Here is a 20,143-nt window from a genome sequence, read left to right as displayed (position 1 = left end):
CGGCCGGCCGTGGGTGTCGCGCCCGCCGCTCATCGGTACGGCGCGTCCAGCTCGAGGTTGCGGGCAATCTCGGCCTCCCAGCGCTCGCCGTTGGCGAGGAGCTTCTCCTTGTCGTAGTACAGCTCTTCGCGCGTCTCGGTGGAGAACTCGAAGTTCGGCCCTTCGACGATGGCGTCTACCGGGCACGCCTCCTGGCAGAAGCCGCAGTAGATGCACTTCGTCATGTCGATGTCGTAGCGCGTGGTCCGGCGGCTGCCGTCCTCCCGCGGTTCGGCGTCGATGGTGATCGCCTGGGCAGGGCAGATCGCCTCGCACAGCTTGCAGGCGATGCAGCGTTCCTCGCCGTTAGGGTAGCGCCGCAGCGCGTGCTCGCCGCGGAAGCGGGGGCTCAGCGGCCCCTTCTCGTGCGGGTAGTTCAGCGTCGGCCGCGGCTTGACGAAGTATTTGAAGCCGAGCCGGAAGCCGGCGAAGATGTCCTGCAGCAGGAAGTACTTCGCGGCGCGGGTCCAGTCGATCTGGGTCATTCGGCGGCCTCCGCCTTGCTGGTCGGTCCGGCCGATCCGGCCGGCCGCGGGCCTTCGGCCCATGTCAGGATCATCTGCGCGAGGTCCCCCTCGCTCATCCGCAGCAGCTTGCCGCCCGAGGCGCGGGCGAACTGCGCCTCGGCCCCGAGGTGGCGGGCGAGGTCGAACAGCTCGCGCGCGGTGGCGTTGCGCAGCGCCTCGCGAAGCGGTGTGGTCTGGTCTGCCATCAGATCCCCCACGTCCAGCGGGCCCACAGGCCGCCCAGCACCTCGAACTTGGCGAGGAAGGCGACGATCACCACCCAGGCCAGCGACATCGGCAGGAACACCTTCCAGCCCAGGCGCATCAGCTGATCGTAGCGGAAGCGCGGCACGATCGCCTTCACCATCGCGAAGATGAAGAAGCAGAAGAGGATCTTGAGGATGAACCACAGCACGCCGTGCGGCAGGCCGGGGATCGGCGACAGCCAGCCGCCGAGGAACAGCAGCGAGACGAGCGCGCACATGAGCACCATCGCCACGTACTCGCCGATCATGAAGAGCAGGAACGGGGTCGAGGAATACTCGACCTGGTAGCCGGCCACGAGCTCGGATTCCGCCTCCGGCAGGTCGAAGGGCGGGCGGTTCGTCTCGGCCAGGGCCGAGATGAAGAACAGGAACAGCATCGGGAAGTGCGGCACCCAGTACCAGCCCAGAAGGCCGAGGCCGGTATCCTGCGCCAGCACGATGCGGGAGAGGTTCAGCGAACCAGTCGAGATGATGACGCCGACGATGATGAGGCCGATCGAGACCTCGTACGAGATCATCTGCGCGGCGGAGCGGAGCGAGCCGAGGAACGGATACTTCGAGTTAGACGCCCAGCCGCCCATGATCACGCCGTAGACCTCGAGCGAGGAGATGGCGAAGACGTAGAGGATGGCGACGTTGATGTCGGCGAGCACCCAGCCGTAGTCGAACGGGATCACCGCCCAGGCGATCACGGCGAGGACGAACGAGATCAGCGGCGCGAGGAAGAACACCGTGCGGTCGGCGCCGGCGGGGACGACGACCTCCTTCACGATGTACTTCAGGAAGTCCGCGAAGGATTGCAGCAGGCCGAAGGTGCCGACCACGTTCGGCCCACGCCGCAGCTGCACCGCGGCCCAGACCTTGCGGTCGGCGTAGAGCAGGAAAGCGAGCGCGACCAGAAGCGGCACCAGGATCAGCAGGCACTGCCCGAGGATCAGGAGCACGATTCCAAGCGGGTTTTCGGTGAAGAACTGAACCATGCCGTCCCCGTGATCCTTCTGTCAGACGCTCGGGATGCCGTTCAGGCCGCATTCGGCCACCGTCACCTCGGCGTCGATCGTGCGCAAGCCCTGGGGCAGCGCCGGCGAGATGGTGTAAACCGCATCCGCGCGCCAGATTCCAGCCCCGTCCTCGACCAAAGTTCGGACATGTCGGGCAAAGCCGTAGCCCCGTATCAGCGCGTACTGGGCTGCGGCGCAGCGGGCATACGCTTCGAGCGGGGCGGCATCCTCGATCCCGCGCATCGTCACGACGAAACTCACGAGGTCGCCCTCCAGCAGGCGCGTCTCGACCCCGTCATAGACGGGGCCGGACGGTGCGGCGGCGTCGTCGGCAGTCGTGCAGCCGGCCGCCATCACGACGGCGGCGATGACGAGCGGGCGCACTATTCCGCCGCGATCCGCACCTCGGCCCGGGCCTTGGCGTTCGCCGACAGCTCGGCCATCAGCGCGCTCGCCCGGGCGATCGGGTTGGAGAGGTAGAAGTCTCGGACCGGGCTGACGAAGTCGCCTGTCCCCATCTCGCCCGACGCCTCGACCTCGCGGACCTCGTTGTCGGCCAGCATGTCGATATCGGCGAGGTGCGGAACCTCCTTCACCAACGCCTGCCGCAGCTGGGCCATGCTGTCCCACGGCTGCTGCGCGCCGATCTCGGCCGACAGCGCCCGCAGGATCGCCCAGTTCTCCTTCGCCTCGCCCGGCGGGAAGGCGGCGCGGAGCGCCAGCTGGGGCCGCCCTTCGGTGTTCACGAAGAGGCCGTTCTCCTCGACGTAGGAAGCGGCGGGCAGGATCACGTCGGCGCGGTGCGCGCCACGGTCGCCGTGGCTGCCCTGGTAGATGACGAAGGCGCCGCCCGGCACGTCGATCTCGTCCGCGCCGAGGTTGTAGATCACGTCAGCCCCGTCCAGCGCGGCGGCGACGCCGCCCTCGGTCACCGCGCCCACGTCCATCGCGCCGACTCGCGACGCCGCGGTGTGCAGCACCAGCAGGCGCGAGCCCGAGGCGGCGCACATCTTCGCCACCTGCGCCAGCACCGCCGCGCCGTCGTCGCCCGACAGGGCGCCCTGCCCCACGACGATCAGCGGCGCCTGGTCCCTGACGAGGTCCGCGCTCTCCATCGCCATCGACAGGGCCGCGCGGTCGGTGCCCATGTGCTCGTAGTCGTAGGTCAGGTCCACGGCCTTGCCGATCAGGCCGACGTTGGCGCCGCGGATCCAGGCCTTGCGGATGCGGGCGTTCAGGACCGGCGCCTCGATCGCCGGGTTGGCGCCGACGATCAGGATGTTCCGGGCCGTATCGAGGTCCTCGATCGCCGCGTTGCCGACATAGCCGTAGCGGTTGCCAGCCGGCAGTTTGGCGCCGTCGGTGCGGCACTCGACCGCGCCGCCCTGCCCCTCGACGAGGTGCTTCAGCGCGAACGCCGCCTCGACCGGGGCGAGATCGCCGACGAGGCCGGCGACCTTGGTCGCGCCCTTGATCGCGGCGGCGGCCTTGTCCAGCGCCTCGGGCCAGGACGCGGGCCGCAGGCGGCCGTTCTCGCGGATGTAGGGCTTGTCGAGTCGCTGGCGGCGCAGGCCGTCCCAGACGAAGCGCGTCTTGTCGCTGATCCACTCCTCGTTCACGCCGTCATGGTTGCGCGGCAGGATGCGCATGACCTCGCGGCCCTTGGTGTCGACACGGATGTTCGACCCCAGCGCGTCCATGACGTCGATCGTCTCGGTCTTGGACAGCTCCCACGGGCGGGCGGTGAAGGCGTAGGGCTTGGACACCAGCGCGCCCACCGGGCACAGGTCGATGATGTTGCCCTGCAGGTTCGAATCGAGCGTCTCGTTCAGGTAGGCCGTGATCTCGGCATCCTCGCCGCGGCCGGTCTGGCCCATCTGGTCGATGCCCGCGACTTCGGTCGTGAAGCGGACGCAACGGGTGCAGCTGATGCAGCGCGTCATGTGAGTCTCGACCAGCGGGCCGAGGTTGAGGTCCTCGGTCGCGCGCTTCGGCTCGCGGTAGCGCGAGAAGTCGACGCCGTAGGCCATCGCCTGGTCCTGCAGGTCGCACTCGCCGCCCTGGTCGCAGATCGGGCAGTCCAGCGGGTGGTTGATGAGCAGGAACTCCATCACCCCCTCGCGGGCCTTCTTGACCATCGGCGAGTTCGTCTTGACGACGGGCGGCTGGCCCTCCGGCCCCGGGCGCAGGTCCTTGACCTGCATCGCGCACGAGGCGGCGGGCTTCGGCGGGCCGCCGACGACCTCGACCAGGCACATCCGGCAGTTGCCGGCGATGGAGAGGCGCTCGTGGTAGCAGAAGCGCGGGATCTCGATCCCTACCTGCTCGCAGGCCTGGATCAGGGTCATCGCGCCCGGCACCTCGACCTCGTGGCCGTCGATGATGATTTTCTTGAGATCGGACATGCGCCTGGCCCCTGTCGCTCTCGGCCCGGCGGTCGCCCGCCGGGCCCTTGTCGGGGCACGGTTTAGCGCAGCCCCCCGCCCGATGCCAGCGGGTCCGGGCCGATTACTGATCGGCCGGTTCGGCCTCCTCGGCACCGGCCGCGGCGTTGTCCGCGGCGGCGTCCGCGGGCGCCTCGGCCGCCGCGTCCTCGTCCTCCTGCGCCATGTCCGCCGGAGCACCGGCCTCCGTCATCGACCCCGGCGCGGGCTGCATCGCCGGCGCCTCGCCGCGGGGCCATGTCGCGTGGTGGAACACGTACTCCAGCGCGTGCGGCAGATTGTCCTGCCAGACCGCCCATTCGTGGTCGCCGTCGATCACCCGGTACTCCACCGCGTCGGGCTGATGCTCGCGCAGGGCCTGGTAGAGGACCGCCCCGTGGTAGGCGATGTCGAAGACGTCGTGGTCGCCGGACGTGATGAACATCGGCACGAGGAGATCCTGCGCCATGTAATCGTCGATGTAGGCGGTGTAGTTCAGCTCGGTCCACTTCTCGGGGTCGTAGTTGCCTTCGGCGTCGAGGTAGGCCGGATGGCGGTTGCCCGACGAGGTCTCGGGCGGCTGCGGCACGTAGCTCGCCGGGCTCATCGCCGCGGCGGCGGCGAACATGTCCGGATGCTCCAGCACGAAGTTCACGGTGCCGTAGCCGCCGGCCGAGAGGCCGCCGACGACGCGGCCCTCGCGCTCGGGGATCACGCGCCAGGTCGCCTCGATATGCGGGATCAGGTCCGCGAAGAACGCCGTCTCGGCCGCCTCGTTGTAGCCGTCGACCCACCAGGACAGGCTGCCGGGCATGATGACCACGGCGGGCGGGATGGTCCCGTCCTCGATCGCCTGGTCGATGATCGCCTTGGCGTTGCCGTTGCGCAGCCAGTCCATCTCGTTCCCGAACGAGCCGTGCAGCAGGTACATCGCGGGATACTCGAGGCCGCTGCCCTCGTACCCGTCGGGCAGATAGATGGTGTAGGCGTAGTCCCGGCCGAGCGTGTCCGATGAAAACGTGTAGCGCGCGACCTCGCCCGCCTCGGCGAGTGTCGTGGTGCCGCAGATCAGCGCGGCGGTCAGGGCCAGTCTCATGTCGGTCTCCTCCCTCGGGGCGGGTTGCCCCAGGGTCAGGAGGCCACGGATCGCGGCGTGCGACAACCTGCGCGGGAGGCGCGGGCACCGACCGGCGGCGCCCCGCCGGTCTACCGCGACAGCAGGCGCCCGACCTGGGTGTCCTGCGCCATCTGCGCCTCGCCGACCGCGCAGTAGGTGGCGATGTCCTCGCGCACCCCGCCCAGCTGCGCGAACCGCTGCCAGGCGAGCGCCTCCATCCGGTCCTTCTCAGCGTCGCTGCGGACGTAGGCGTTGATCTCGTCGCGACTGTAGCCGAGCGCGCGCGCCTCGGCCTCGAGCGACCACAGGAACGCGATGCCCTGGGTGATCCGGGCGTTCAGCGACGGGCACTTGTCGCCGATCTCGTAGGCCATCGCGGCGGCGATCAGCCCCTCGGTGATGACAGGCTCGTTGCGCAGGTCGCTGCGCGCGGCGGTCCCGCCCGCGACCACGGCGACGCCGAGGATGACGGCGAAGGCCCGGGTGACGATACTGAAGGGCATGGGGCGGCTCCTCTCGTTTTTGCGGCGCCCGGCCCTGCCTCTGGGTCCGTTCCGGCGCTCATTGCCCCGATTGGTGCTCACGATGTCCTCGCTAGGCAATAGCACGATGCCGTGAGGGGATGATCGCGCGGATCGGCGCCGTGCGGCCAGTCGGGCATTCCGGACCCCGCCCGCGGGGGAACGCGCGCGGGTGCCGCGCATTGAGCGGGCAGACCGCATACGGAGGCCCCGATGACGCCACGCCTGCCCCTTCTTCTCGCCCTCGGTGCGCTTGGCCTTCTCGCCGCGCGGGCCCTCCGGGCGCGCCCTGCCCCACCACTCCGCCTGCCCGCTCCGGCGGGCGGCGCGGCGCTGTCTCCGCGGGGCCTGCAGCAGACCGGCACCGCCGACGCCCGGACCGTCCGGTCCGCCGGGCGGGGAGCGATGCGCGACCCGCCGCGGCGCTGGGATCCGGTCGACGAAACCGGGGACGAGAGCTTTCCCGCCTCGGATCCGCCGGCCAGCTACTGACGCCGGGTCGTCGCTCGCGGCCTCAACCGAAGGTCCAGCACGAAGACGGCGTGCGAAAGAACAGGTCGAGAAGCTGTCCGTAGCGCGGGTCCTGATAGCCGATCGCGGTCCAGGTCGCCGCTCCGCCCGAGCCGATCTCCGCCACGAACGGCGCGTCCGAGACGAGGTCGGGCAGCCGGCCGGCCGCCGTTCCGGGGCCGAGGATGGCGACGAGGCGGGCGTAGAGACCGGGCACCGTCACGTCGATGTCCCGGTCGCTCCCCTCGCCCGTCAGCGGACTGCGGGTCGAGAAGGTACAGTCGAGCCGGTCGTCCGGCGTGACGGTGAAGGCGGTCGCCTGACCCATGGCGGCCCCGTCGTCGATACCGCCGCGCACGAACACGTAGTCCGCCGCCGGCGCCGGACCGGCCGGCGGCGCCGCTTCGGTGCAGCCGGCCAGCAGGATCACGGCAACGATCGTCGGACGTCTCATTCCGCAGCCTCCATCAGATGCCCCTCGGCCCGCAGCCAGGCCCAGCCGAACGCCTCGGCCCCCTCTCCGTCGCGGCAGAGGCGGGCGTAGCGATCCGCCGCCTCGTCCGGCGTCGGGCGATGCCCCTCGGGCACGAACCACATCACCACACGGGGCGCCGTCTCGGCGACGAACCATTCGTGACCCCGCACGTAGAAAGCGCGGTGCAGGGTCCGGAAGACGAAATGGTGAAGCGCCGGCGCGTCGGTCCAGACCGACAGGGTCGAGGCGAGCCGCGGGTCGGGTCCCAGAGCGCTGGCCGGATCGGTCTGCGCCCGCTCCATCGCCGCGTCGTCCAGCCGCCAGACGAAGCCGGGCGTCCGCTGCGCGATCAGGTTCACCTGCGCCAGCGCGTTCACGAAGGGCGCGACCCTGGGATCGTCCCAGTCGTGGAGCAGGATGCCGCGGTTGAACTCGGCGAGGGGCATCGGCTCAGGACATCGAACTGCAGGTGAAGGTCAGGAGCAGGACCGGCCCGTCGGTCTCCTGCGTCAGTCGGTGCGGCCCTTCCGCCGGACAGGTCGCGACCTGACGCGCGGCATCCGCCGCGTCCCCGTCCGTCCAGTCGGTGCCGTCGAGTCTGCGGACCGTGACCGTCACCGGCGTCACGGTGAGGAAGGCGAACACCTCCAGCCCGCCCTCGTGAAAGACCGTACCCGTCTCCTCGGGTACGCCCTCGACCCGGTCGGCGCTCACGCGGGTGTCGGCCTCGGCGAGGGCGGCGGCGGGCAGGAGCAGAAGAACGAGCGATGCAAGGCGCATGGGGCGCATCCCCTCGGAAACAACGTTCGGTCAATACGGAGAGTGTGCCAGAGCAGGAACCGCCGGTCTACGGGGGCGTCGGGCGATGGCCGCTCTCGCGACGGGCGGTGCGATCCGTCAGCCCGGGGCGGGTCTTGCCGCCACGAGCATCCCCGTCCCGGGCTTGACCCGGGACCTCGCGCAATCCCCGCGCGGGGCTCCGGCTCAGGGCCGGGGCGGGTCCGCCGCGGTCGACGGGAAGCCCTCCCCGGGCTCAACCCGGGACGTCGTGCATTTCGCGCGCGAGGCCCCGGCTCAAGGCCGGGGCGGGTGTTGCCGGTGGGCGCCGCAGTTCCCCCGGAAAGCCCCTCCCGGGCTCGACCCGGGACCTCGCGCAATACCCGCGCTCGGCATGCGGCCCAGGGCCGGGGCGGGATCATCGGTGGGCCGGGGGGTCTGCCGGACGGCTGCAGGGCAGCCCCCGGCGCGATCGTCACTCCGCCGCGATGGCGGCGCCGCGGCCGCGGATGCGGTCCTCGATCTCCTCGCGGAAGTTCCGGATCAGGCCCTGGATCGGCCAGGCGGCCGCGTCGCCGAGGGCGCAGATCGTGTGGCCCTCGACCTGCTTGGTGACGTCGAACAGCATGTCGATCTCCTCGACCGACGCCTCGCCCTTCACCAGCCGCTCCATCACCCGCATCATCCAGCCGGTGCCTTCCCGGCAGGGCGTGCACTGGCCGCAGCTCTCGTGCTTGTAGAACTTCGACAGGCGCCAGATCGCCTTGATGATGTCGGTGCTGCGATCCATCACGATCACCGCCGCGGTGCCGAGGCCGGAGCCCAGCTCGCCGCGGAGGTAGTCGAAGTCCATGATCGCGTCCTTCATCTTCTCGCCGCGGACGCACGGCACGGACGACCCGCCCGGGATCACGGCGAGAAGGTTGTCCCAGCCGCCTCGGATGCCGCCGCAATGTTTCTCGATCAGCTCCTCGAAGCTGATCGACATCGCCTCTTCCACCACGCACGGGTTGTTCACGTGGCCCGAGATGGCGAACAGCTTGGTCCCGGCGTTGTTCTGGCGGCCGAAGCCGGCGAACCAGGACGCGCCGCGGCGCAGGATCGTCGGCACGACGGCGATGGATTCCACGTTGTTCACCGTGGTCGGGCAGCCGTAGAGGCCGGCGCCCGCCGGGAACGGCGGTTTCATCCGCGGCATGCCCTTCTTGCCCTCGAGGCTTTCCAGCAATGCGGTCTCCTCGCCGCAGATGTAGGCGCCGGCGCCATGCGTCAGGTAGAGGTCGAAATCGTAGCCCGAACCGCAGGCGTTGGGGCCGATCAGGCCGGCGTCGTACGCCTCGTCGATGGCGCGCTGCAGCGCCTCGCGCTCGCGGATGTATTCGCCGCGGATGTAGATGTAGGCGGCATGCGCACCCATCGCGAAGGAGGCGATGAGGCAGCCCTCGACCAGCGTGTGCGGGTCGTGGCGCATGATCTCGCGGTCCTTGCAGGTCCCGGGCTCGGATTCGTCGGCGTTCACGACGAGGTAGGACGGGCGGCCGTCGCTCTCCTTCGGCATGAAGGACCACTTGAGGCCGGTCGGAAAGCCGGCGCCGCCGCGGCCGCGCAGGCCCGACGCCTTCATCTCGTTCACGATCCAGTCGCGGCCCTTGCCCAGGATGTCCTTGGTGCCGTCCCAGTGGCCGCGCTGCTTCGCGCCGTCCAGCGTCCGGTCGTGCATCCCGTAGACGTTGGTGAAGATCCGGTCCCTGTCGTCCAGCATCGGCCCGCTACCTTTCGTCGTCCTGCCGTTCACGCCATGCCTGATACGTCATCCAGAGTGCAAGGCCAAACCCCGCCAGAGCGATCAGATCGAGGAGAGCGCGGACGCGGTTGCTCAGCCCCCACGCGCCGCCGAACCAGGTGGCGGCGATCCAGAACAGGCCCGTCCCGGCGAGGACGAGCGCGGCGCGCCGGCCCGCCCGGCCCGATCCCTCCGCCATGCGCTGTCAGTCCCCGCCGGCATTGCGCGAGAACTCGGTCTCGCCGCCGGAGGCGAGGACCTTCGCCTGCGCGACCCAGTCGTCGCGGCTGACCCGGCCGCGGAAGCCCTCGAGGTGGGTGTCGACCCAGGACACCTCCCGCTCGGACCACGAGGCGATCTGGTCGAAGTGGAACACGCCGAGACGGTGCAGCATCGATTCCAGCTTGGGCCCGACGCCGCGGATCAGCTTGAGGTCGTCCGGCCCGCCCTCGCGCGGCCCCTCGAGGAGCTGCGGCCTGTCCTCGTCCGACACGACCGAGTCGGGGGGCATCGGGGCGTCGCTCTCCTCCTCCACGCTCGGCTCCGACTCGGCGCCGCCGCCGGGCTGGTATTTCCACTCGCCGCGACCTTCCTCCAGTTCCGCCTGTCCCTTGAGGTGGGCGGAGGGCTGGACCGCCCCGTAGCCGCCGGGGCGGTCGGTGGCGTTGCGCTGCGCACCTTCGTCGGCGCCCGGCTTCGGCGCGTCGGCGGGCGTGGGATCCCCGACGCGGGAGGACCGCTCCTCCACCGCGGGGCTCTCGGCGGTGACGCCGGCCTCGGGGCTGGTGACGGTGTCGCCCGCGATGGGGCGCGTCGGTTCGTCGGCGCCGGTGGTCACGCCCGCGGCGCCGGGCGCGGGCACGGCGACGCCGGCAGGGGCGGCGGTGCCGACGGGGGCGGCGCTGCCCGCGCTCATCGCGCCCGGCGCCGGGTCGGCGGAGGCGCCGATGCGGGCGCTCTCGTTCGTCGCCGGGGCGGCGGGACGGGACGTGCCCTCGGCCCCGCGACAGGTGAACCAGTAGAGGATGAAGCCGAGGGCGCCGCCCGCGAGCACGCCCCAGATCAGAGCGCCGAAGAAGCCGAGGCCCCCCAGCATGAGAAGGATCAGAAGGACGACGCCCCCGATCGCGCCGATGGCGCCGCAGCGCTGGGTGCAAGTCAGTCCGGCCATGGGTCAGTCTCTCCCTGTCAGGACGGGCATGAACGCCCGGGCACGCCGCGTCACGCGCGGCCTGTCCCTCAACCTAGGCCGATCGTACCGGTGCGGCCAGACGAGCGTGCGGTTGCACGTCGCTGACGGAGCCGCCGCCTCAGTCCGCCTGCAGCGACGTCGCCTGCTCGACCCAGCCCTCGCGCTCGATCCGGCCGCGGAAGCTGAGGCGGCTGTCCACCCACGCGATCTCGGCCGGGCCCCACGAGGCGATCTGCGAGAAGTGCCAGAAGCCCGTCTCGTTCAGCATGGCCTCGATCCTGGGCCCGATGCCCGAGATGCGCTTGAGGTCGTCGGCCTTGCCGTCGCGCGGGCCCTCCAGCCGTTCGGGCTCGGTTCCCTTGGTCGCGCCGTCGTCGCGGCCGGTCGCGGCGCCCATCTCGGCCGCCTTGTCACCGACCGGGTCGGTCTTGGACCGCGGCTTGGCGCGGCTGGCGGCCTCGGCCTCCTGCTCGGTCACGCCGGTGGCATCGGCGGGCTGGCCCTTGGACGGGCGCGGGCCGGGATGGCTCTGCTCGATGCGCTCCTCCTCGGCCGGGGACGGAACGGACTCGTCGGCACCTCCGTCGCGCAGCCACGGCGCGACCAGCGGCACCTCGGTGCCGTCGATCCGCCTGATCGTGTCACCGATCTCGGTGGCGAGCGCGGCCGAGGCGTTGCGTTCGTTGCGGCCCTCTTCCCACTCCTTCAGCGAGGTGAGGCCCGACTTCGGCTCGGAGGCATAGCGGCCATTCTGCGGCCCCGGCACCGGCACCTCGCCGGCGGCGAGCCGGTCGAGGAGGTCGGCAAGGCTCTCGGCCGTCAGATCCTCGTAATAGTCCTTGCCGATCTGCACCATCGGCGCGTTGGCGCAGGCGCCGAGGCACTCCACCTCTTCCCAGCTGAAGCGGCCGTCGGCGGACAGGGCGTGCGCTTTCGGCGCGATCTTGTCCTTGCAGACGCCGATCAGGTCCTCGGCGCCGCAGATCATGCAGCTGAGCGTGCCGCAGACCTGGACGTGGGCGACGCTGCCGACGGGCTGCAGCTGGAACATGAAGTAGAAGGTCGCGACCTCGAGGGCGCGGATGTAGGCCATGCCCAGCATGTCGGCGACATGCTCGATCGCGGGACGGCTGAGCCAGCCCTCCTGCTCCTGCGCGCGCCACAGCAGCGGGATGATCGCGCTGGCCTGCCGCCCCTCGGGGTACTTCTTGATCTGCGCCTCGGCCCAGCGCCGGTTGGCGTCGGTGAAGGCGAAGCTATCGGGCTGTTCGGAATGGAGGCGGCGCAGCATCAGGTCAAAGTCCGGTGACGAGGGCGCCCGCGGTGAGGGCGCCGAAGATGAGGGCCGGCACGAAACCGGCCGGAGTGATCAGGGCGGCGAGGGCAGCGGCGACCACGTCGAGGGGCGTCGCCGCGCTCACACGCAGCGCTCGGTCAGGACGCGGATCGCACCGTCGCCCGCCACCTCGAGCCGGCCGGCGTCGTCGAGCGTCGGCACGATGGTCGTCAGCTGCTCCTGCGTGAGGTTCGCGGCCAGCAGAACGGACGAGACGTTGGTGGCATCCAGGACGCAGCCCTGGTTCTCGATCGCCGCGATCAGGCGGACTTCCGGCGGCGGCTCGGGCGGGGGCGGCGCGGGCGGCGCCGTCAGGCCCATGTCGTCGAACCGGGCAGGGCTGGCGCAGGCCGCGAGGAGCGACATCAGGGCCAGGCCGGACAGGATGGGTCGGGACGACATCATCGGGCTCTCCGTCTCGCGAATGCGCCCCCCTTTTGCGGCGACGGCCCCGGAAGGTCAACGGCCCCCGGGGCGGAACCCGGGGGCCGCTGGTGTCGCAGGCGCGGAGGTCAGCCGCAGGGGCCGGCGGTCACGCGGATCGTGCTGGCGTCGACCACGACGAGGTCGGCGGCGAGCGCCTCCTCGATCGCCTGGATCGTCGGGCGGTCGAAGCCGGTCGCCTCCTCGATGGCGAGGCTGGTCTCGGCGGTCAGGACGCAGCCCTGCTCGGCCGCGGCGGCGAGGTAGGCGTCGATGTCGTCCTGGCTCTGCGCCAGCGCGGGCGCCGCGAGGACCAGGGCGAACGGAAGGACGAAACGGTGCATGATGGCTCCTGAAGGGTCAGCCGGCGCAGGGCCCGGCAACCACGCGCAGCGTGTTGTCCGCGCCTTGGGCGAGGCCGTTGGCGCGGGCGATGGCGAGCATGAGCTGCTCGAGCTGCTGGTCGGTCATGCCGCTCTGCTGCTGGATGACGGCACCGTTCTCGGCGGTGATGACGCAGCCGTTCTGCGCGACGATGGCGAGGAAGCGGTCGAGATCGTCCTGGGTCTGCGCCGCCGCCGGCACGGTCAGCGCCGCGGCGAAGGGAAGGGAAAGCACGAGGCCTTTCATGTCGGAAACCTCCGTTGGGGATGCTCCCTGCATGACGCCCCTGCCCCCGCCCCGCAAGCCCCGCCCGCGCGACCCGGCGGCATCCGGCCGCAGGCGGGCATCACGATGCGGTGTCGCGGGAGATCCTGTCCGCCGGCGCGCCCGACTCCCGGCCCGCGTCCGAGGCGTGTTAGCGGCGCGAAGGCCGGCCTCGTCCCGGCCGCCCTTCGGCCACCGGGCGGCGGCACGGACGACCCGCGGGACGGAATCTTCGGGCGGACGACGCGGCGCCACCTCGTCCGCCCGCCCGCGACGCAGCGGACGGCGAGGGGCGGCGTCCTGCTACCGGTCGACCTCGCCGAACACGATGTCGAGCGTGCCGATGATCGCGGCCACGTCCGCCAGCTGGTGCCCGCTCGCCACGTGGTCCATCGCCTGCAGGTGCAGGAAGCCGGGCGCCCGCAGCTTCGCCCGGTAGGGCTTGTTGGTGCCGTCGGCGACGAGGTAGACGCCGAACTCGCCCTTGGGCGCCTCGACCGCGGCGTAGACCTCGCCCTCGGGCACGTGGAAGCCCTCGGTATAGAGCTTGAAGTGGTGGATGAGGGCCTCCATCGAGGTCTTCATCTGGCCGCGGGACGGCGGCGTGACCTTGCCCCGGGCCAGCACCTCGCCCGGCTCGTTCCGCAGCTTCTCGCAGGCCTGGCGGATGATGCGGACCGACTGGCGCATCTCCTCCATCCGGACGAGGAAGCGGTCGTAGCAGTCGCCGTTCTTGCCGACGGGGATCTGGAAGTCGAACTCGTCGTAGCACTCGTAGGGCTGCGAGCGGCGCAGGTCCCAGGCGAGGCCGGAGCCGCGCACCATCACGCCGGAGAAGCCCCAGTCGTTGATCTCCTGCTCGGTGACGATGCCGATATCGACGTTGCGCTGCTTGAAGATCCGGTTCTCGGACAGCAGGCCGTCGAGATCGTCGAGAACTTCGGGAAACACCTGCGCCCAGGCGTCGATATCCTCGATCAGCTGCGGCGGCAGGTCCTGGTGGACGCCGCCGGGGCGGAAATAGGCGGCGTGCAGCCGCGCCCCGCAGGCCCGCTCGTAGAAGATCATCAGCTTCTCGCGCTCCTCGAAGCCCCAGAGCGGCGGGGTGAGCGCGCCGACGTCCATCGCCTGCGTGGTGACGTTGAGAAGGTGGTTCAGGATACGCCCGATCTCGGAATAGAGCACCCGGATCAGGCTGGCCCGGCGCGGCACCGGCGTCTTCGTCAGCTTCTCGATGGCGAGGCACCAGGCATGTTCCTGGTTCATCGGCGCCACGTAGTCGAGGCGGTCGAAGTACGGCAGGTTCTGCAGGTAGGTGCGGCTCTCCATCAGCTTCTCGGTGCCGCGGTGGAGAAGGCCGATATGCGGGTCGCACCGCTCCACGATCTCGCCGTCGAGTTCCAGCACCAGCCGCAGCACCCCGTGCGCCGCAGGGTGCTGCGGGCCGAAGTTGATGTTGAAGTTCCTGATCTGCTGCTCGTCGGTCCGCGCATCCTCGAACCCGCGGGCGTTCGCGTTCGATCCGTCCATCATCCTACTGCCTCCAGGTTCGCATCCCACTGCGGGGGAAGCCGGCCCATCCGGGCGCGGGCGAAATCGTATTGCGGGGCCAGCAGGCGCGCCGCGCGCGCCCTCTGGTCGTCGGTCATCCTCAGCGGCGCGCCTTCATGCACCCGCCTGTCGTAGCGGCCCTCTGCCGGCGCGATGCCGAGAAAGGCGCAGATCGCCGCCACGCTCTGCGGCGTGAACAGCGTCTCGTAGAAGCCGGTCCAGAGCGCGTCCCGCGGCACGGCCCGGTCGAGGCGGGTGAGGCAGTCGGCGTAGTCGCCCCGCCGGGTGACGTCGGGCTGCTGCCCCCGCTCCACCCGGTCGAAGATGCGCGCCGCCGCCGTCTCCATCTCGCCGCCATCCTTCTTCACCGCCCGGGCGGCCAGCATCCGCACGTGGCTCCACAGGCGGGAGACGGGATCGCGCATCAGGTAGACGAACCGCGTGACGGGGGCGAGTCGCGCCATCTGGCCAAGCCGCTCCTCCGGCAGGAGGGCGTAGGCCGGCGTCACGTCGGCGATCACTGACCGGTCCCGGCGCCCCTCGGTCAGGTAGCGCAGGTACCCGTCCGTATCGCCCGCCGCCAGCACCTGCGCGTAGGCCTCGACGTCGGTCAGCTGCCGCCGCAGGCGCGGCGCCTCTGGGGCGGCGGCGCCCACCTCGTCAAGCCTGCGCGACAGGCTGCGGGCGCGTCGGCGCTGCTGAGTCAACTGGAAGTCGCCCCCCTTCTCCAGCGCGTCGAAGAAGTGCAGCTCCTTGATGCTGCGCAGATGGCACTCGGGGTGCTGGGCCAGGAACCGGTAGAGCCAGGAGGTCCCGGCCTTGGTCGCGCCCACGCCGAAGACCAGCGTCGGCGCGGGGGAAGGACCCGCCCCGCTCACGCTCAGCTCTTCGTGCCGTCGGCCGCGACCTTGTCGTCGCCGGGCAGGATGTAATCCGCGCCTTCCCACGGGCTCATGAAGTCGAACTGGCGGTATTCCTGCACCAGGTTCACCGGCTCGTACACCACGCGCTTCTCGACCTCGTCGTAGCGGACCTCGGTGTAGCCCGTCGTCGGGAAGTCCTTGCGCAGCGGGTGGCCGCGGAAGCCGTAGTCGGTCAGCAGGCGCCGCAGGTCGGGGTGGCCCGAGAACAGGATCCCGAACATGTCGAAGATCTCGCGCTCGAACCAGTTCGCGCCCGGGTGCTGCTCGATGATCGAGGGGACCATCTCCTCTTCGCGGATCGCGACCTTCAGGCGGATCCGGTGGTTCCGGTACATCGACAGGAAATGGTAGACGACGTCGAACCGCTTGGCCCGGCCGGGATAGTCCACCGCGGTGATGTCGACGAGGGTCGTGAAGCGGGCGGTCGAGTCGTTCTTGAGGAACTCGACGAAGCCGACGATCGAGGACAGCGAGACGTTCACCGTCAGCTCGTCCATCACGACGTCCCAGGACAGGACGCAGTCGGGGCGCTTCAGCTCGAGATGCTGGCCGAGCTCGGTGAGGCTGGCGGTCTGGGGCATGTGCCGTCTCCTCAGCGGACAATGGTGCCGGTGCGGCGGATCTTCCGCTGCAGCTGCAGGATGCCGTAGAGCAGCGCCTCGGCGGTGGGCGGGCAGCCGGGGACGTAGATGTCGACCGGCACGATCCGGTCGGCGCCGCGGACCACGGAATAGCTGTAATGGTAGTAGCCGCCGCCGTTGGCGCAGCTGCCCATCGAGATCACGTAGCGCGGCTCGGGCATCTGGTCGTAGACCTTGCGCAGCGCGGGCGCCATCTTGTTGGTCAGCGTACCCGCGATGATCATCAGGTCGGACTGGCGCGGCGAGGCGCGCGGCGCGGTGCCGAACCGTTCGAGGTCGTAGCGCGGCATCGAGGTGTGCATCATCTCGACCGCGCAGCAGGCCAGACCGAACGTCATCCAGTGGAGCGAGCCGGTGCGCGCCCAGTTGATGATGTCCTCGGTCGAGGTCAGCAGGAAGCCCTTGTCCTGCAGCTGGCGGTTCAGCTCCTGCGTGGCGACCTCGTTGTCGGGGCCGAGCGTGACGGCGCCGTAGGGCGCGGCCTGAGCGGAGACGCCGGACTTCACCCGCGGCTCCTGGTAGCCCTCGCCCTGCACCTGGGTCACGAGCGGCTTCTCGTCGGTGTCTGACATGGGACGCGGCTCCTGCCTGTGGCTCGGGCTTCGACCTAATCCCATAGCGCGGAAGGGTCAACGCGGGCGGAGGTCGCAGTCACGTGCGCCAGAGCCGGACCGGGCTGCCCTTTTCGCGCGCGATCGTGCCCCGCGCCTCGTGGTCCAGCTGCACGGCCTTGAGCCACCAGCCGGCCTTCTCGCCACCGGGGAAGAGGTCCGGGTGGAGGCGCGGCAGGAGGGCGGCCTTCGCCTCGGCTACCGTCAGCCCGGGCGGGGCGTCCGGCAGCACCGCCATCAGCGCCGCGTCCATCGCCTCGAACCGGGCGCGGCCGACGCGCCACGGCGTGCCGTTCCGGGTCAGCACCTCGATCGTCTCGTCAGGCATCGGTCGCCTTCCCGTGTCCGTGTCCCTTGCTACGATGCGCGCAGTAGCGGCGGCGAAGCGCCCCAAGCGGCCTCTCGGGCATGCCGTCAGACATCCCTCAGTTCTCTCCGCCCCGCCGCCATCTTCGGTGCGCGGAAGCCCATCCGCACCCAGGCCGCAATCAGCCGCAGCATGAAGGCCGCCCCGTGGCCCCGCGCCGTCGGGACGCCGTCGTCCGGCACCGGGGCGGGATGATCCTTCGCCATCGTCCGTTCCGTCACTGCGGGCCGCGCGCCATCCGGCCAGAGGCCCGCGTTCAGGTCGATCCAGTGCCCCTTCTCGAACTCCAGGAACACGAAGCTGTTGCAGCAGGTGGCGACGACACGCCGGGTGGCGCTGTCCGGCGTCAGCCGAAACTGCGCCAGCCGCTCCTCGCCGCGCGTGACCCGGAACCGGTCCTTTCGCATCATCACGTGGGGCGTACCGCCCGACGCGCTGCGGACGGCCGGGGCACCGGGCCGCGATTCGATCCGCTCGGCGGCCGTCCGGCAGCTGGTGCAGAGACACTCGACCACCATGATCGGTGCAGCCTCCACGACTATCGATACCGTGCCGCAGGCGCAGGCCAGCTCTGTCGTCCTCATTCGCCGGCGGCCTCCTTCATGGCATTAGACTGGACTCGTCGGTCCACTTCTGGATCAGACTGGACGGTCCAGTTTGATTGTCAAGAGCAGATGTGCCATCACTCGGCCATGACCTCCCCTGCCCCGCGCCCCTCCCGCAAACGCGCCGCGATCCTCGCTGCGGCGGAGGCGGCGTTCATGGAGGCCGGATTCACCGAGGCGGGCATGGACGGGATCGCGGCCCGGGCGGGGGCCTCGAAGCAGACGGTCTATGCCCACTTCGGCAGCAAGGAGGCGCTGTTCGTCGCAGTCGCGGACGCGATGATCGCCCGTGCCGTCGCCGCGCAGGCGCAGGCCGCGCCGGACCCCGGCCCCGGCGAGCTGCCGGCGACGTTCCTCCTCGCCCACGCGATGCAGCAGCTTCAGACGGCCCGCGATCCCCGCCTGATGCGCCTGCGCCGCCTCGCCACGGCCGAGACGGAGCGTTTTCCCGCGCTCGGCCGCGCGGTCCTGTCGGCCGGGGCCGGCAGCTCCATCGCGCGGCTGGAGCGGGCGTTCGCGATGTGGGCGGCATCGGGGCACCTCTCCGCCCCGGACCCGGCCCGCGCGGCACGGCTGTTCAACTGGATGCTGATGGGTGGCCCGACCAGCGAGGCGATGCTGCTGGGCCGGGCGGAGAGCGTGGCGGCGGACGAGGATGCCCGGGCCCACGCGCAGGAATGCGTGCGGGTGTTCCTGGCCGCCTACGGTCCTAGCGCAGAACCGGCACCGGCCCCTGCCCCTGCCGATCGCTCCTGAGCTCGCCCATCGCCTGGCGGATCACGGTCGCCGACCCCTGCAGCGCGAGGCCAGCCATGATCGCGGCCACCGCGAGGTCGGGCCAGCCGGCGCCGGTGCCGAACACGCCCGCCGCCGCCGCGAGGACGGCACAGTTCGCCGCCACGTCGTTGCGCGAGCAGATCCAGACAGAGCGCATGTTCGCGTCACCCGACCGCCAGGCGTAAAGCAGCGCAAGGCAGGCGGCGTTTGCCGCGAGCGCGACGAGGCCGACGCCCCCCATCGTCGCCCAGCCCGGCACCGTACCGGTCAGCGAATTCCACACGACCGTGCCGACGACCCACAGGCCGAAGAGCCCCATCGAGACGCCCTTGACCAGCGCCGCCCGCGCCCGGAAGCGCAGCGCGGCGCCGAGCACCGCCAGGCTGATCCCGTAATTCGCGGCGTCGGCGAAGAAATCGAGCGCGTCGGCCTGCAGCGCGGCGGACCCGGCGGCGAGGCCGGCCGCAAGCTCCACCGCGAACATCGCGGCGTTGATCGCCAGCACGGTCCACAGGACGGTGCGGTACCGCCCTTCGGCCGGGGCGGCGGTGGACGCGCAGGCATCGTCGGAACAGCAGGCCATGCCGGCCCTCCGGGTCAGCGGCGGATCACTCCCAGTCGAGCGCGCCCTTCTTCCACTCGTAGGCGAAGCCGATGGTGAGAACCGCGAGGAAGACCATCATCGACCAGAAGGCCAGCATGGACCCGGCGCCGAAGGCCACGGCCCACGGGAACAGGAATGCGACCTCGAGGTCGAAGATGATGAACAGGATGGAGACGAGGTAGAACCGCACGTCGAACTTCATCCGCGCATCGTCGAAGGCGTTGAAGCCGCATTCGTAGGCCGACACCTTCTCGGGGTCGGGGCGGCGCACGGCGAGGACGACGGCGGCCAGGATCAGGATCAGCCCCAGCGCGACGGCGAGGCCGAGGAAGATGAGGATCGGCAGGTATTCCGCCACCAGAAGGTTCATCGCCGGCCCTTTCCGCGTCGATTCGGAGCGCAGACTTACTCCCCGCCCCCGGCAGGGTCAACGCCGCCGGCCTCCCCCCCGACCCCGCGCCGCGGTGCGGAACGCGGGCCGGCTGGCGGGCGTTGAGGCCGCGACCCCGAACGGCAGCCGAAAGAGGCCAGAGATGCACGACAAGATCACCGAAGAGACCTTCTGGAAACACCTCGAGGACGTGCGCGAGGGCATGCTCGCCGTCGGCCCCAGCAACGCGGTGCCGATGACGCATTATGCCGACCCCGAGACGCGGGCGCTCTACTTCATCACCGCCCGTGGGACCGACACCGGGCAGGCCGCCATGCAGCCCTCCGAAGCGGTGTTCATCGTCGCCTCGCACAAGCAGAACATGTGGGCGCGCATTCACGGCCGCGCCGTGTCGGTGCGCGACCCCGCCAAGCTGGACGAGTACTGGAACCGGTTCGCCGGTGCCTGGTTCGACGGGAAGGACGACCCCAACGTGGAGTTGATCCGCATGGACCTGACCGAGGCCGAGGTCTGGCTGACGGACGGTAACGCCAAGTTCCTGTACGAGATGGCCAAGGCGAACGTCTCGGGCGCCAAGCCCGACGTCGGCGCGCACGACCACCTGCGCTTCGCCGCCTGACGCGTTTTGTTGACGAGTTCCGGCCGTGCGCCTTCGG

Annotated in this window: 29 protein-coding genes; 3 read left to right on the top strand and 26 right to left on the bottom strand. The window is 70.6% G+C overall.

The window, feature by feature from the left end:
- Window positions 1-29: 29 nt before the first annotated feature.
- The 7 genes from nuoI to A37W_RS0101160 all read right to left on the bottom strand — a co-directional run bounded on the left by nuoI (window position 30) and on the right by A37W_RS0101160 (window position 5,855).
- Window positions 30-524, bottom strand: coding sequence for an NADH-quinone oxidoreductase subunit NuoI (gene nuoI / locus A37W_RS0101190; RefSeq protein WP_018301196.1), 495 nt, complete (start codon window positions 522-524; stop codon window positions 30-32).
- Window positions 521-751 carry a hypothetical protein gene (locus tag A37W_RS0101185; protein ID WP_018301195.1) on the bottom strand — a complete coding sequence of 77 codons (231 nt, stop codon included), beginning with the start codon at window positions 749-751 and terminating at the stop codon, window positions 521-523. The genes nuoI and A37W_RS0101185 overlap by 4 nt, the downstream gene beginning before the upstream one ends.
- Entirely contained in the window at window positions 751-1,791 is a 1,041-nt protein-coding gene (gene nuoH / locus A37W_RS0101180; protein ID WP_018301194.1) for an NADH-quinone oxidoreductase subunit NuoH, read from the bottom strand. The genes A37W_RS0101185 and nuoH overlap by 1 nt, the downstream gene beginning before the upstream one ends.
- A 21-nt stretch (window positions 1,792-1,812) precedes the next feature.
- Window positions 1,813-2,196 carry a YNQ4 family lipoprotein gene (locus A37W_RS0101175; RefSeq protein ID WP_018301193.1) on the bottom strand — a complete coding sequence of 128 codons (384 nt, stop codon included), beginning with the start codon at window positions 2,194-2,196 and terminating at the stop codon, window positions 1,813-1,815.
- Entirely contained in the window at window positions 2,196-4,217 is a 2,022-nt protein-coding gene (gene nuoG, locus A37W_RS0101170; protein ID WP_018301192.1) for an NADH-quinone oxidoreductase subunit NuoG, read from the bottom strand. The genes A37W_RS0101175 and nuoG overlap by 1 nt, the downstream gene beginning before the upstream one ends.
- Before the next feature lie 103 nt (window positions 4,218-4,320).
- Entirely contained in the window at window positions 4,321-5,331 is a 1,011-nt protein-coding gene (locus tag A37W_RS0101165) for an alpha/beta hydrolase (protein ID WP_018301191.1), read from the bottom strand.
- Between the two features lie 110 nt (window positions 5,332-5,441).
- Window positions 5,442-5,855 (bottom strand): DUF5333 domain-containing protein, encoded by a 414-nt coding sequence (locus tag A37W_RS0101160; protein WP_018301190.1) that lies wholly within the window; start codon window positions 5,853-5,855, stop codon window positions 5,442-5,444.
- A 231-nt stretch (window positions 5,856-6,086) separates the two neighbouring features.
- Between A37W_RS0101160 and A37W_RS0101155 the strand changes: the two genes are divergently transcribed.
- Complete coding sequence (locus A37W_RS0101155) at window positions 6,087-6,365, top strand: hypothetical protein (RefSeq protein WP_018301189.1); 279 nt, start codon at window positions 6,087-6,089, stop codon at window positions 6,363-6,365.
- A gap of 22 nt (window positions 6,366-6,387) precedes the next feature.
- Here A37W_RS0101155 and A37W_RS0101150 read toward each other — a convergent pair whose 3' ends face one another.
- From A37W_RS0101150 to A37W_RS0101070, 17 genes are all read right to left on the bottom strand, one after another.
- Window positions 6,388-6,837, bottom strand: coding sequence for a hypothetical protein (locus A37W_RS0101150; RefSeq protein WP_018301188.1), 450 nt, complete (start codon window positions 6,835-6,837; stop codon window positions 6,388-6,390).
- Complete coding sequence (locus A37W_RS20645) at window positions 6,834-7,304, bottom strand: DUF3291 domain-containing protein (RefSeq protein ID WP_018301187.1); 471 nt, start codon at window positions 7,302-7,304, stop codon at window positions 6,834-6,836. Before A37W_RS20645 ends, A37W_RS0101150 begins: the two co-directional genes overlap by 4 nt.
- 4 nt (window positions 7,305-7,308) lie before the next feature.
- Window positions 7,309-7,638: a hypothetical protein gene (locus tag A37W_RS0101140; RefSeq protein WP_018301186.1), complete on the bottom strand. Its 330-nt coding sequence runs from the start codon at window positions 7,636-7,638 to the stop codon at window positions 7,309-7,311.
- A gap of 472 nt (window positions 7,639-8,110) precedes the next feature.
- A complete protein-coding gene (gene nuoF / locus A37W_RS0101135) occupies window positions 8,111-9,397 on the bottom strand; it encodes an NADH-quinone oxidoreductase subunit NuoF (RefSeq protein WP_018301185.1) in 1,287 nt (428 codons plus the stop codon).
- 7 nt (window positions 9,398-9,404) lie between these two features.
- Window positions 9,405-9,617, bottom strand: coding sequence for a DUF5337 domain-containing protein (locus A37W_RS0101130; protein WP_018301184.1), 213 nt, complete (start codon window positions 9,615-9,617; stop codon window positions 9,405-9,407).
- Between the two features lie 6 nt (window positions 9,618-9,623).
- The gene (locus tag A37W_RS24100; protein ID WP_018301183.1) at window positions 9,624-10,589 is read right to left on the bottom strand and encodes a helix-hairpin-helix domain-containing protein; all 966 of its coding nucleotides are present in this window, start codon (window positions 10,587-10,589) and stop codon (window positions 9,624-9,626) included.
- A 139-nt stretch (window positions 10,590-10,728) separates the two neighbouring features.
- Complete coding sequence (locus A37W_RS0101120; protein ID WP_018301182.1) at window positions 10,729-11,901, bottom strand: NADH-quinone oxidoreductase subunit E; 1,173 nt, start codon at window positions 11,899-11,901, stop codon at window positions 10,729-10,731.
- Window positions 11,902-11,905: 4 nt separating this feature from the next.
- On the bottom strand, window positions 11,906-12,031 hold the full coding sequence (locus tag A37W_RS24495) for a hypothetical protein (RefSeq protein WP_018301181.1): 126 nt from the start codon (window positions 12,029-12,031) through the stop codon (window positions 11,906-11,908).
- Window positions 12,028-12,348 (bottom strand): hypothetical protein, encoded by a 321-nt coding sequence (locus A37W_RS0101110; RefSeq protein ID WP_026198217.1) that lies wholly within the window; start codon window positions 12,346-12,348, stop codon window positions 12,028-12,030. The genes A37W_RS24495 and A37W_RS0101110 overlap by 4 nt, the downstream gene beginning before the upstream one ends.
- Before the next feature lie 110 nt (window positions 12,349-12,458).
- Window positions 12,459-12,713: a hypothetical protein gene (locus A37W_RS0101105; RefSeq protein ID WP_018301179.1), complete on the bottom strand. Its 255-nt coding sequence runs from the start codon at window positions 12,711-12,713 to the stop codon at window positions 12,459-12,461.
- 16 nt (window positions 12,714-12,729) lie between these two features.
- On the bottom strand, window positions 12,730-12,999 hold the full coding sequence (locus tag A37W_RS0101100; RefSeq protein WP_018301178.1) for a hypothetical protein: 270 nt from the start codon (window positions 12,997-12,999) through the stop codon (window positions 12,730-12,732).
- A 321-nt stretch (window positions 13,000-13,320) separates the two neighbouring features.
- Window positions 13,321-14,550, bottom strand: a complete 1,230-nt coding sequence (locus tag A37W_RS0101095; RefSeq protein WP_373286040.1) for an NADH-quinone oxidoreductase subunit D — start codon at window positions 14,548-14,550, stop codon at window positions 13,321-13,323.
- A complete protein-coding gene (locus tag A37W_RS0101090) occupies window positions 14,547-15,446 on the bottom strand; it encodes a sulfotransferase (RefSeq protein WP_018301176.1) in 900 nt (299 codons plus the stop codon). Before A37W_RS0101090 ends, A37W_RS0101095 begins: the two co-directional genes overlap by 4 nt.
- Before the next feature lie 2 nt (window positions 15,447-15,448).
- Window positions 15,449-16,072, bottom strand: a complete 624-nt coding sequence (locus A37W_RS0101085) for an NADH-quinone oxidoreductase subunit C (protein ID WP_018301175.1) — start codon at window positions 16,070-16,072, stop codon at window positions 15,449-15,451.
- A gap of 11 nt (window positions 16,073-16,083) precedes the next feature.
- Window positions 16,084-16,704 carry a NuoB/complex I 20 kDa subunit family protein gene (locus tag A37W_RS0101080; protein ID WP_018301174.1) on the bottom strand — a complete coding sequence of 207 codons (621 nt, stop codon included), beginning with the start codon at window positions 16,702-16,704 and terminating at the stop codon, window positions 16,084-16,086.
- Between the two features lie 79 nt (window positions 16,705-16,783).
- Window positions 16,784-17,071, bottom strand: a complete 288-nt coding sequence (locus A37W_RS0101075) for a DUF6958 family protein (protein ID WP_018301173.1) — start codon at window positions 17,069-17,071, stop codon at window positions 16,784-16,786.
- A gap of 86 nt (window positions 17,072-17,157) precedes the next feature.
- The gene (locus A37W_RS0101070) at window positions 17,158-17,694 is read right to left on the bottom strand and encodes a GFA family protein (RefSeq protein WP_018301172.1); all 537 of its coding nucleotides are present in this window, start codon (window positions 17,692-17,694) and stop codon (window positions 17,158-17,160) included.
- 108 nt (window positions 17,695-17,802) lie between these two features.
- Between A37W_RS0101070 and A37W_RS20635 the strand changes: the two genes are divergently transcribed.
- Window positions 17,803-18,471 (top strand): TetR/AcrR family transcriptional regulator, encoded by a 669-nt coding sequence (locus A37W_RS20635; protein ID WP_047772263.1) that lies wholly within the window; start codon window positions 17,803-17,805, stop codon window positions 18,469-18,471.
- On the opposite strand, the gene A37W_RS0101060 is transcribed toward A37W_RS20635, so the two are convergent.
- Together A37W_RS0101060 and A37W_RS0101055 are read right to left on the bottom strand one after the other, a co-directional pair.
- Complete coding sequence (locus A37W_RS0101060) at window positions 18,425-19,075, bottom strand: cation efflux transmembrane domain-containing protein (protein WP_018301170.1); 651 nt, start codon at window positions 19,073-19,075, stop codon at window positions 18,425-18,427. The two genes, A37W_RS20635 and A37W_RS0101060, sit on opposite strands and share 47 nt — an antisense overlap.
- 25 nt (window positions 19,076-19,100) lie before the next feature.
- A complete protein-coding gene (locus A37W_RS0101055; RefSeq protein ID WP_018301169.1) occupies window positions 19,101-19,466 on the bottom strand; it encodes an NADH-quinone oxidoreductase subunit A in 366 nt (121 codons plus the stop codon).
- Between the two features lie 163 nt (window positions 19,467-19,629).
- On the opposite strand from A37W_RS0101055, the gene A37W_RS0101050 reads away from it, so the two are divergent.
- On the top strand, window positions 19,630-20,106 hold the full coding sequence (locus A37W_RS0101050; protein WP_018301168.1) for a pyridoxamine 5'-phosphate oxidase family protein: 477 nt from the start codon (window positions 19,630-19,632) through the stop codon (window positions 20,104-20,106).
- The last annotated feature ends 37 nt before the right edge of the window (window positions 20,107-20,143 follow it).

Source organism: Wenxinia marina DSM 24838 (assembly GCF_000379485.1).
GTDB lineage: Bacteria > Pseudomonadota > Alphaproteobacteria > Rhodobacterales > Rhodobacteraceae > Wenxinia > Wenxinia marina.
Note: the sequence above shows the minus strand (reverse complement) of the source record. Positions and strands in the feature narration are given on the sequence as shown.

Coding starts and splice junctions, on each gene's coding strand:
- A37W_RS0101050 (WP_018301168.1), top strand. CDS start 19,630: ATGCACGACAAGATCACCGAAGAGACCTTCTGGAAACACCTCGAGGAC.
- A37W_RS0101100 (WP_018301178.1), bottom strand. CDS start 12,999: ATGAAAGGCCTCGTGCTTTCCCTTCCCTTCGCCGCGGCGCTGACCGTG.
- nuoG (WP_018301192.1), bottom strand. CDS start 4,217: ATGTCCGATCTCAAGAAAATCATCATCGACGGCCACGAGGTCGAGGTG.
- A37W_RS0101160 (WP_018301190.1), bottom strand. CDS start 5,855: ATGCCCTTCAGTATCGTCACCCGGGCCTTCGCCGTCATCCTCGGCGTC.
- A37W_RS0101120 (WP_018301182.1), bottom strand. CDS start 11,901: ATGCTGCGCCGCCTCCATTCCGAACAGCCCGATAGCTTCGCCTTCACC.
- A37W_RS0101105 (WP_018301179.1), bottom strand. CDS start 12,713: ATGCACCGTTTCGTCCTTCCGTTCGCCCTGGTCCTCGCGGCGCCCGCG.
- A37W_RS0101095 (WP_373286040.1), bottom strand. CDS start 14,550: ATGATGGACGGATCGAACGCGAACGCCCGCGGGTTCGAGGATGCGCGG.
- A37W_RS0101080 (WP_018301174.1), bottom strand. CDS start 16,704: ATGTCAGACACCGACGAGAAGCCGCTCGTGACCCAGGTGCAGGGCGAG.
- nuoI (WP_018301196.1), bottom strand. CDS start 524: ATGACCCAGATCGACTGGACCCGCGCCGCGAAGTACTTCCTGCTGCAG.
- A37W_RS0101085 (WP_018301175.1), bottom strand. CDS start 16,072: ATGCCCCAGACCGCCAGCCTCACCGAGCTCGGCCAGCATCTCGAGCTG.
- A37W_RS0101110 (WP_026198217.1), bottom strand. CDS start 12,348: ATGTCGTCCCGACCCATCCTGTCCGGCCTGGCCCTGATGTCGCTCCTC.
- A37W_RS0101140 (WP_018301186.1), bottom strand. CDS start 7,638: ATGCGCCTTGCATCGCTCGTTCTTCTGCTCCTGCCCGCCGCCGCCCTC.
- nuoF (WP_018301185.1), bottom strand. CDS start 9,397: ATGCTGGACGACAGGGACCGGATCTTCACCAACGTCTACGGGATGCAC.
- A37W_RS0101055 (WP_018301169.1), bottom strand. CDS start 19,466: ATGAACCTTCTGGTGGCGGAATACCTGCCGATCCTCATCTTCCTCGGC.
- A37W_RS0101060 (WP_018301170.1), bottom strand. CDS start 19,075: ATGGCCTGCTGTTCCGACGATGCCTGCGCGTCCACCGCCGCCCCGGCC.
- A37W_RS0101075 (WP_018301173.1), bottom strand. CDS start 17,071: ATGCCTGACGAGACGATCGAGGTGCTGACCCGGAACGGCACGCCGTGG.
- A37W_RS0101130 (WP_018301184.1), bottom strand. CDS start 9,617: ATGGCGGAGGGATCGGGCCGGGCGGGCCGGCGCGCCGCGCTCGTCCTC.
- A37W_RS0101185 (WP_018301195.1), bottom strand. CDS start 751: ATGGCAGACCAGACCACACCGCTTCGCGAGGCGCTGCGCAACGCCACC.
- nuoH (WP_018301194.1), bottom strand. CDS start 1,791: ATGGTTCAGTTCTTCACCGAAAACCCGCTTGGAATCGTGCTCCTGATC.
- A37W_RS0101155 (WP_018301189.1), top strand. CDS start 6,087: ATGACGCCACGCCTGCCCCTTCTTCTCGCCCTCGGTGCGCTTGGCCTT.
- A37W_RS20645 (WP_018301187.1), bottom strand. CDS start 7,304: ATGCCCCTCGCCGAGTTCAACCGCGGCATCCTGCTCCACGACTGGGAC.
- A37W_RS0101150 (WP_018301188.1), bottom strand. CDS start 6,837: ATGAGACGTCCGACGATCGTTGCCGTGATCCTGCTGGCCGGCTGCACC.
- A37W_RS24100 (WP_018301183.1), bottom strand. CDS start 10,589: ATGGCCGGACTGACTTGCACCCAGCGCTGCGGCGCCATCGGCGCGATC.
- A37W_RS20635 (WP_047772263.1), top strand. CDS start 17,803: ATGACCTCCCCTGCCCCGCGCCCCTCCCGCAAACGCGCCGCGATCCTC.
- A37W_RS0101165 (WP_018301191.1), bottom strand. CDS start 5,331: ATGAGACTGGCCCTGACCGCCGCGCTGATCTGCGGCACCACGACACTC.
- A37W_RS0101070 (WP_018301172.1), bottom strand. CDS start 17,694: ATGAGGACGACAGAGCTGGCCTGCGCCTGCGGCACGGTATCGATAGTC.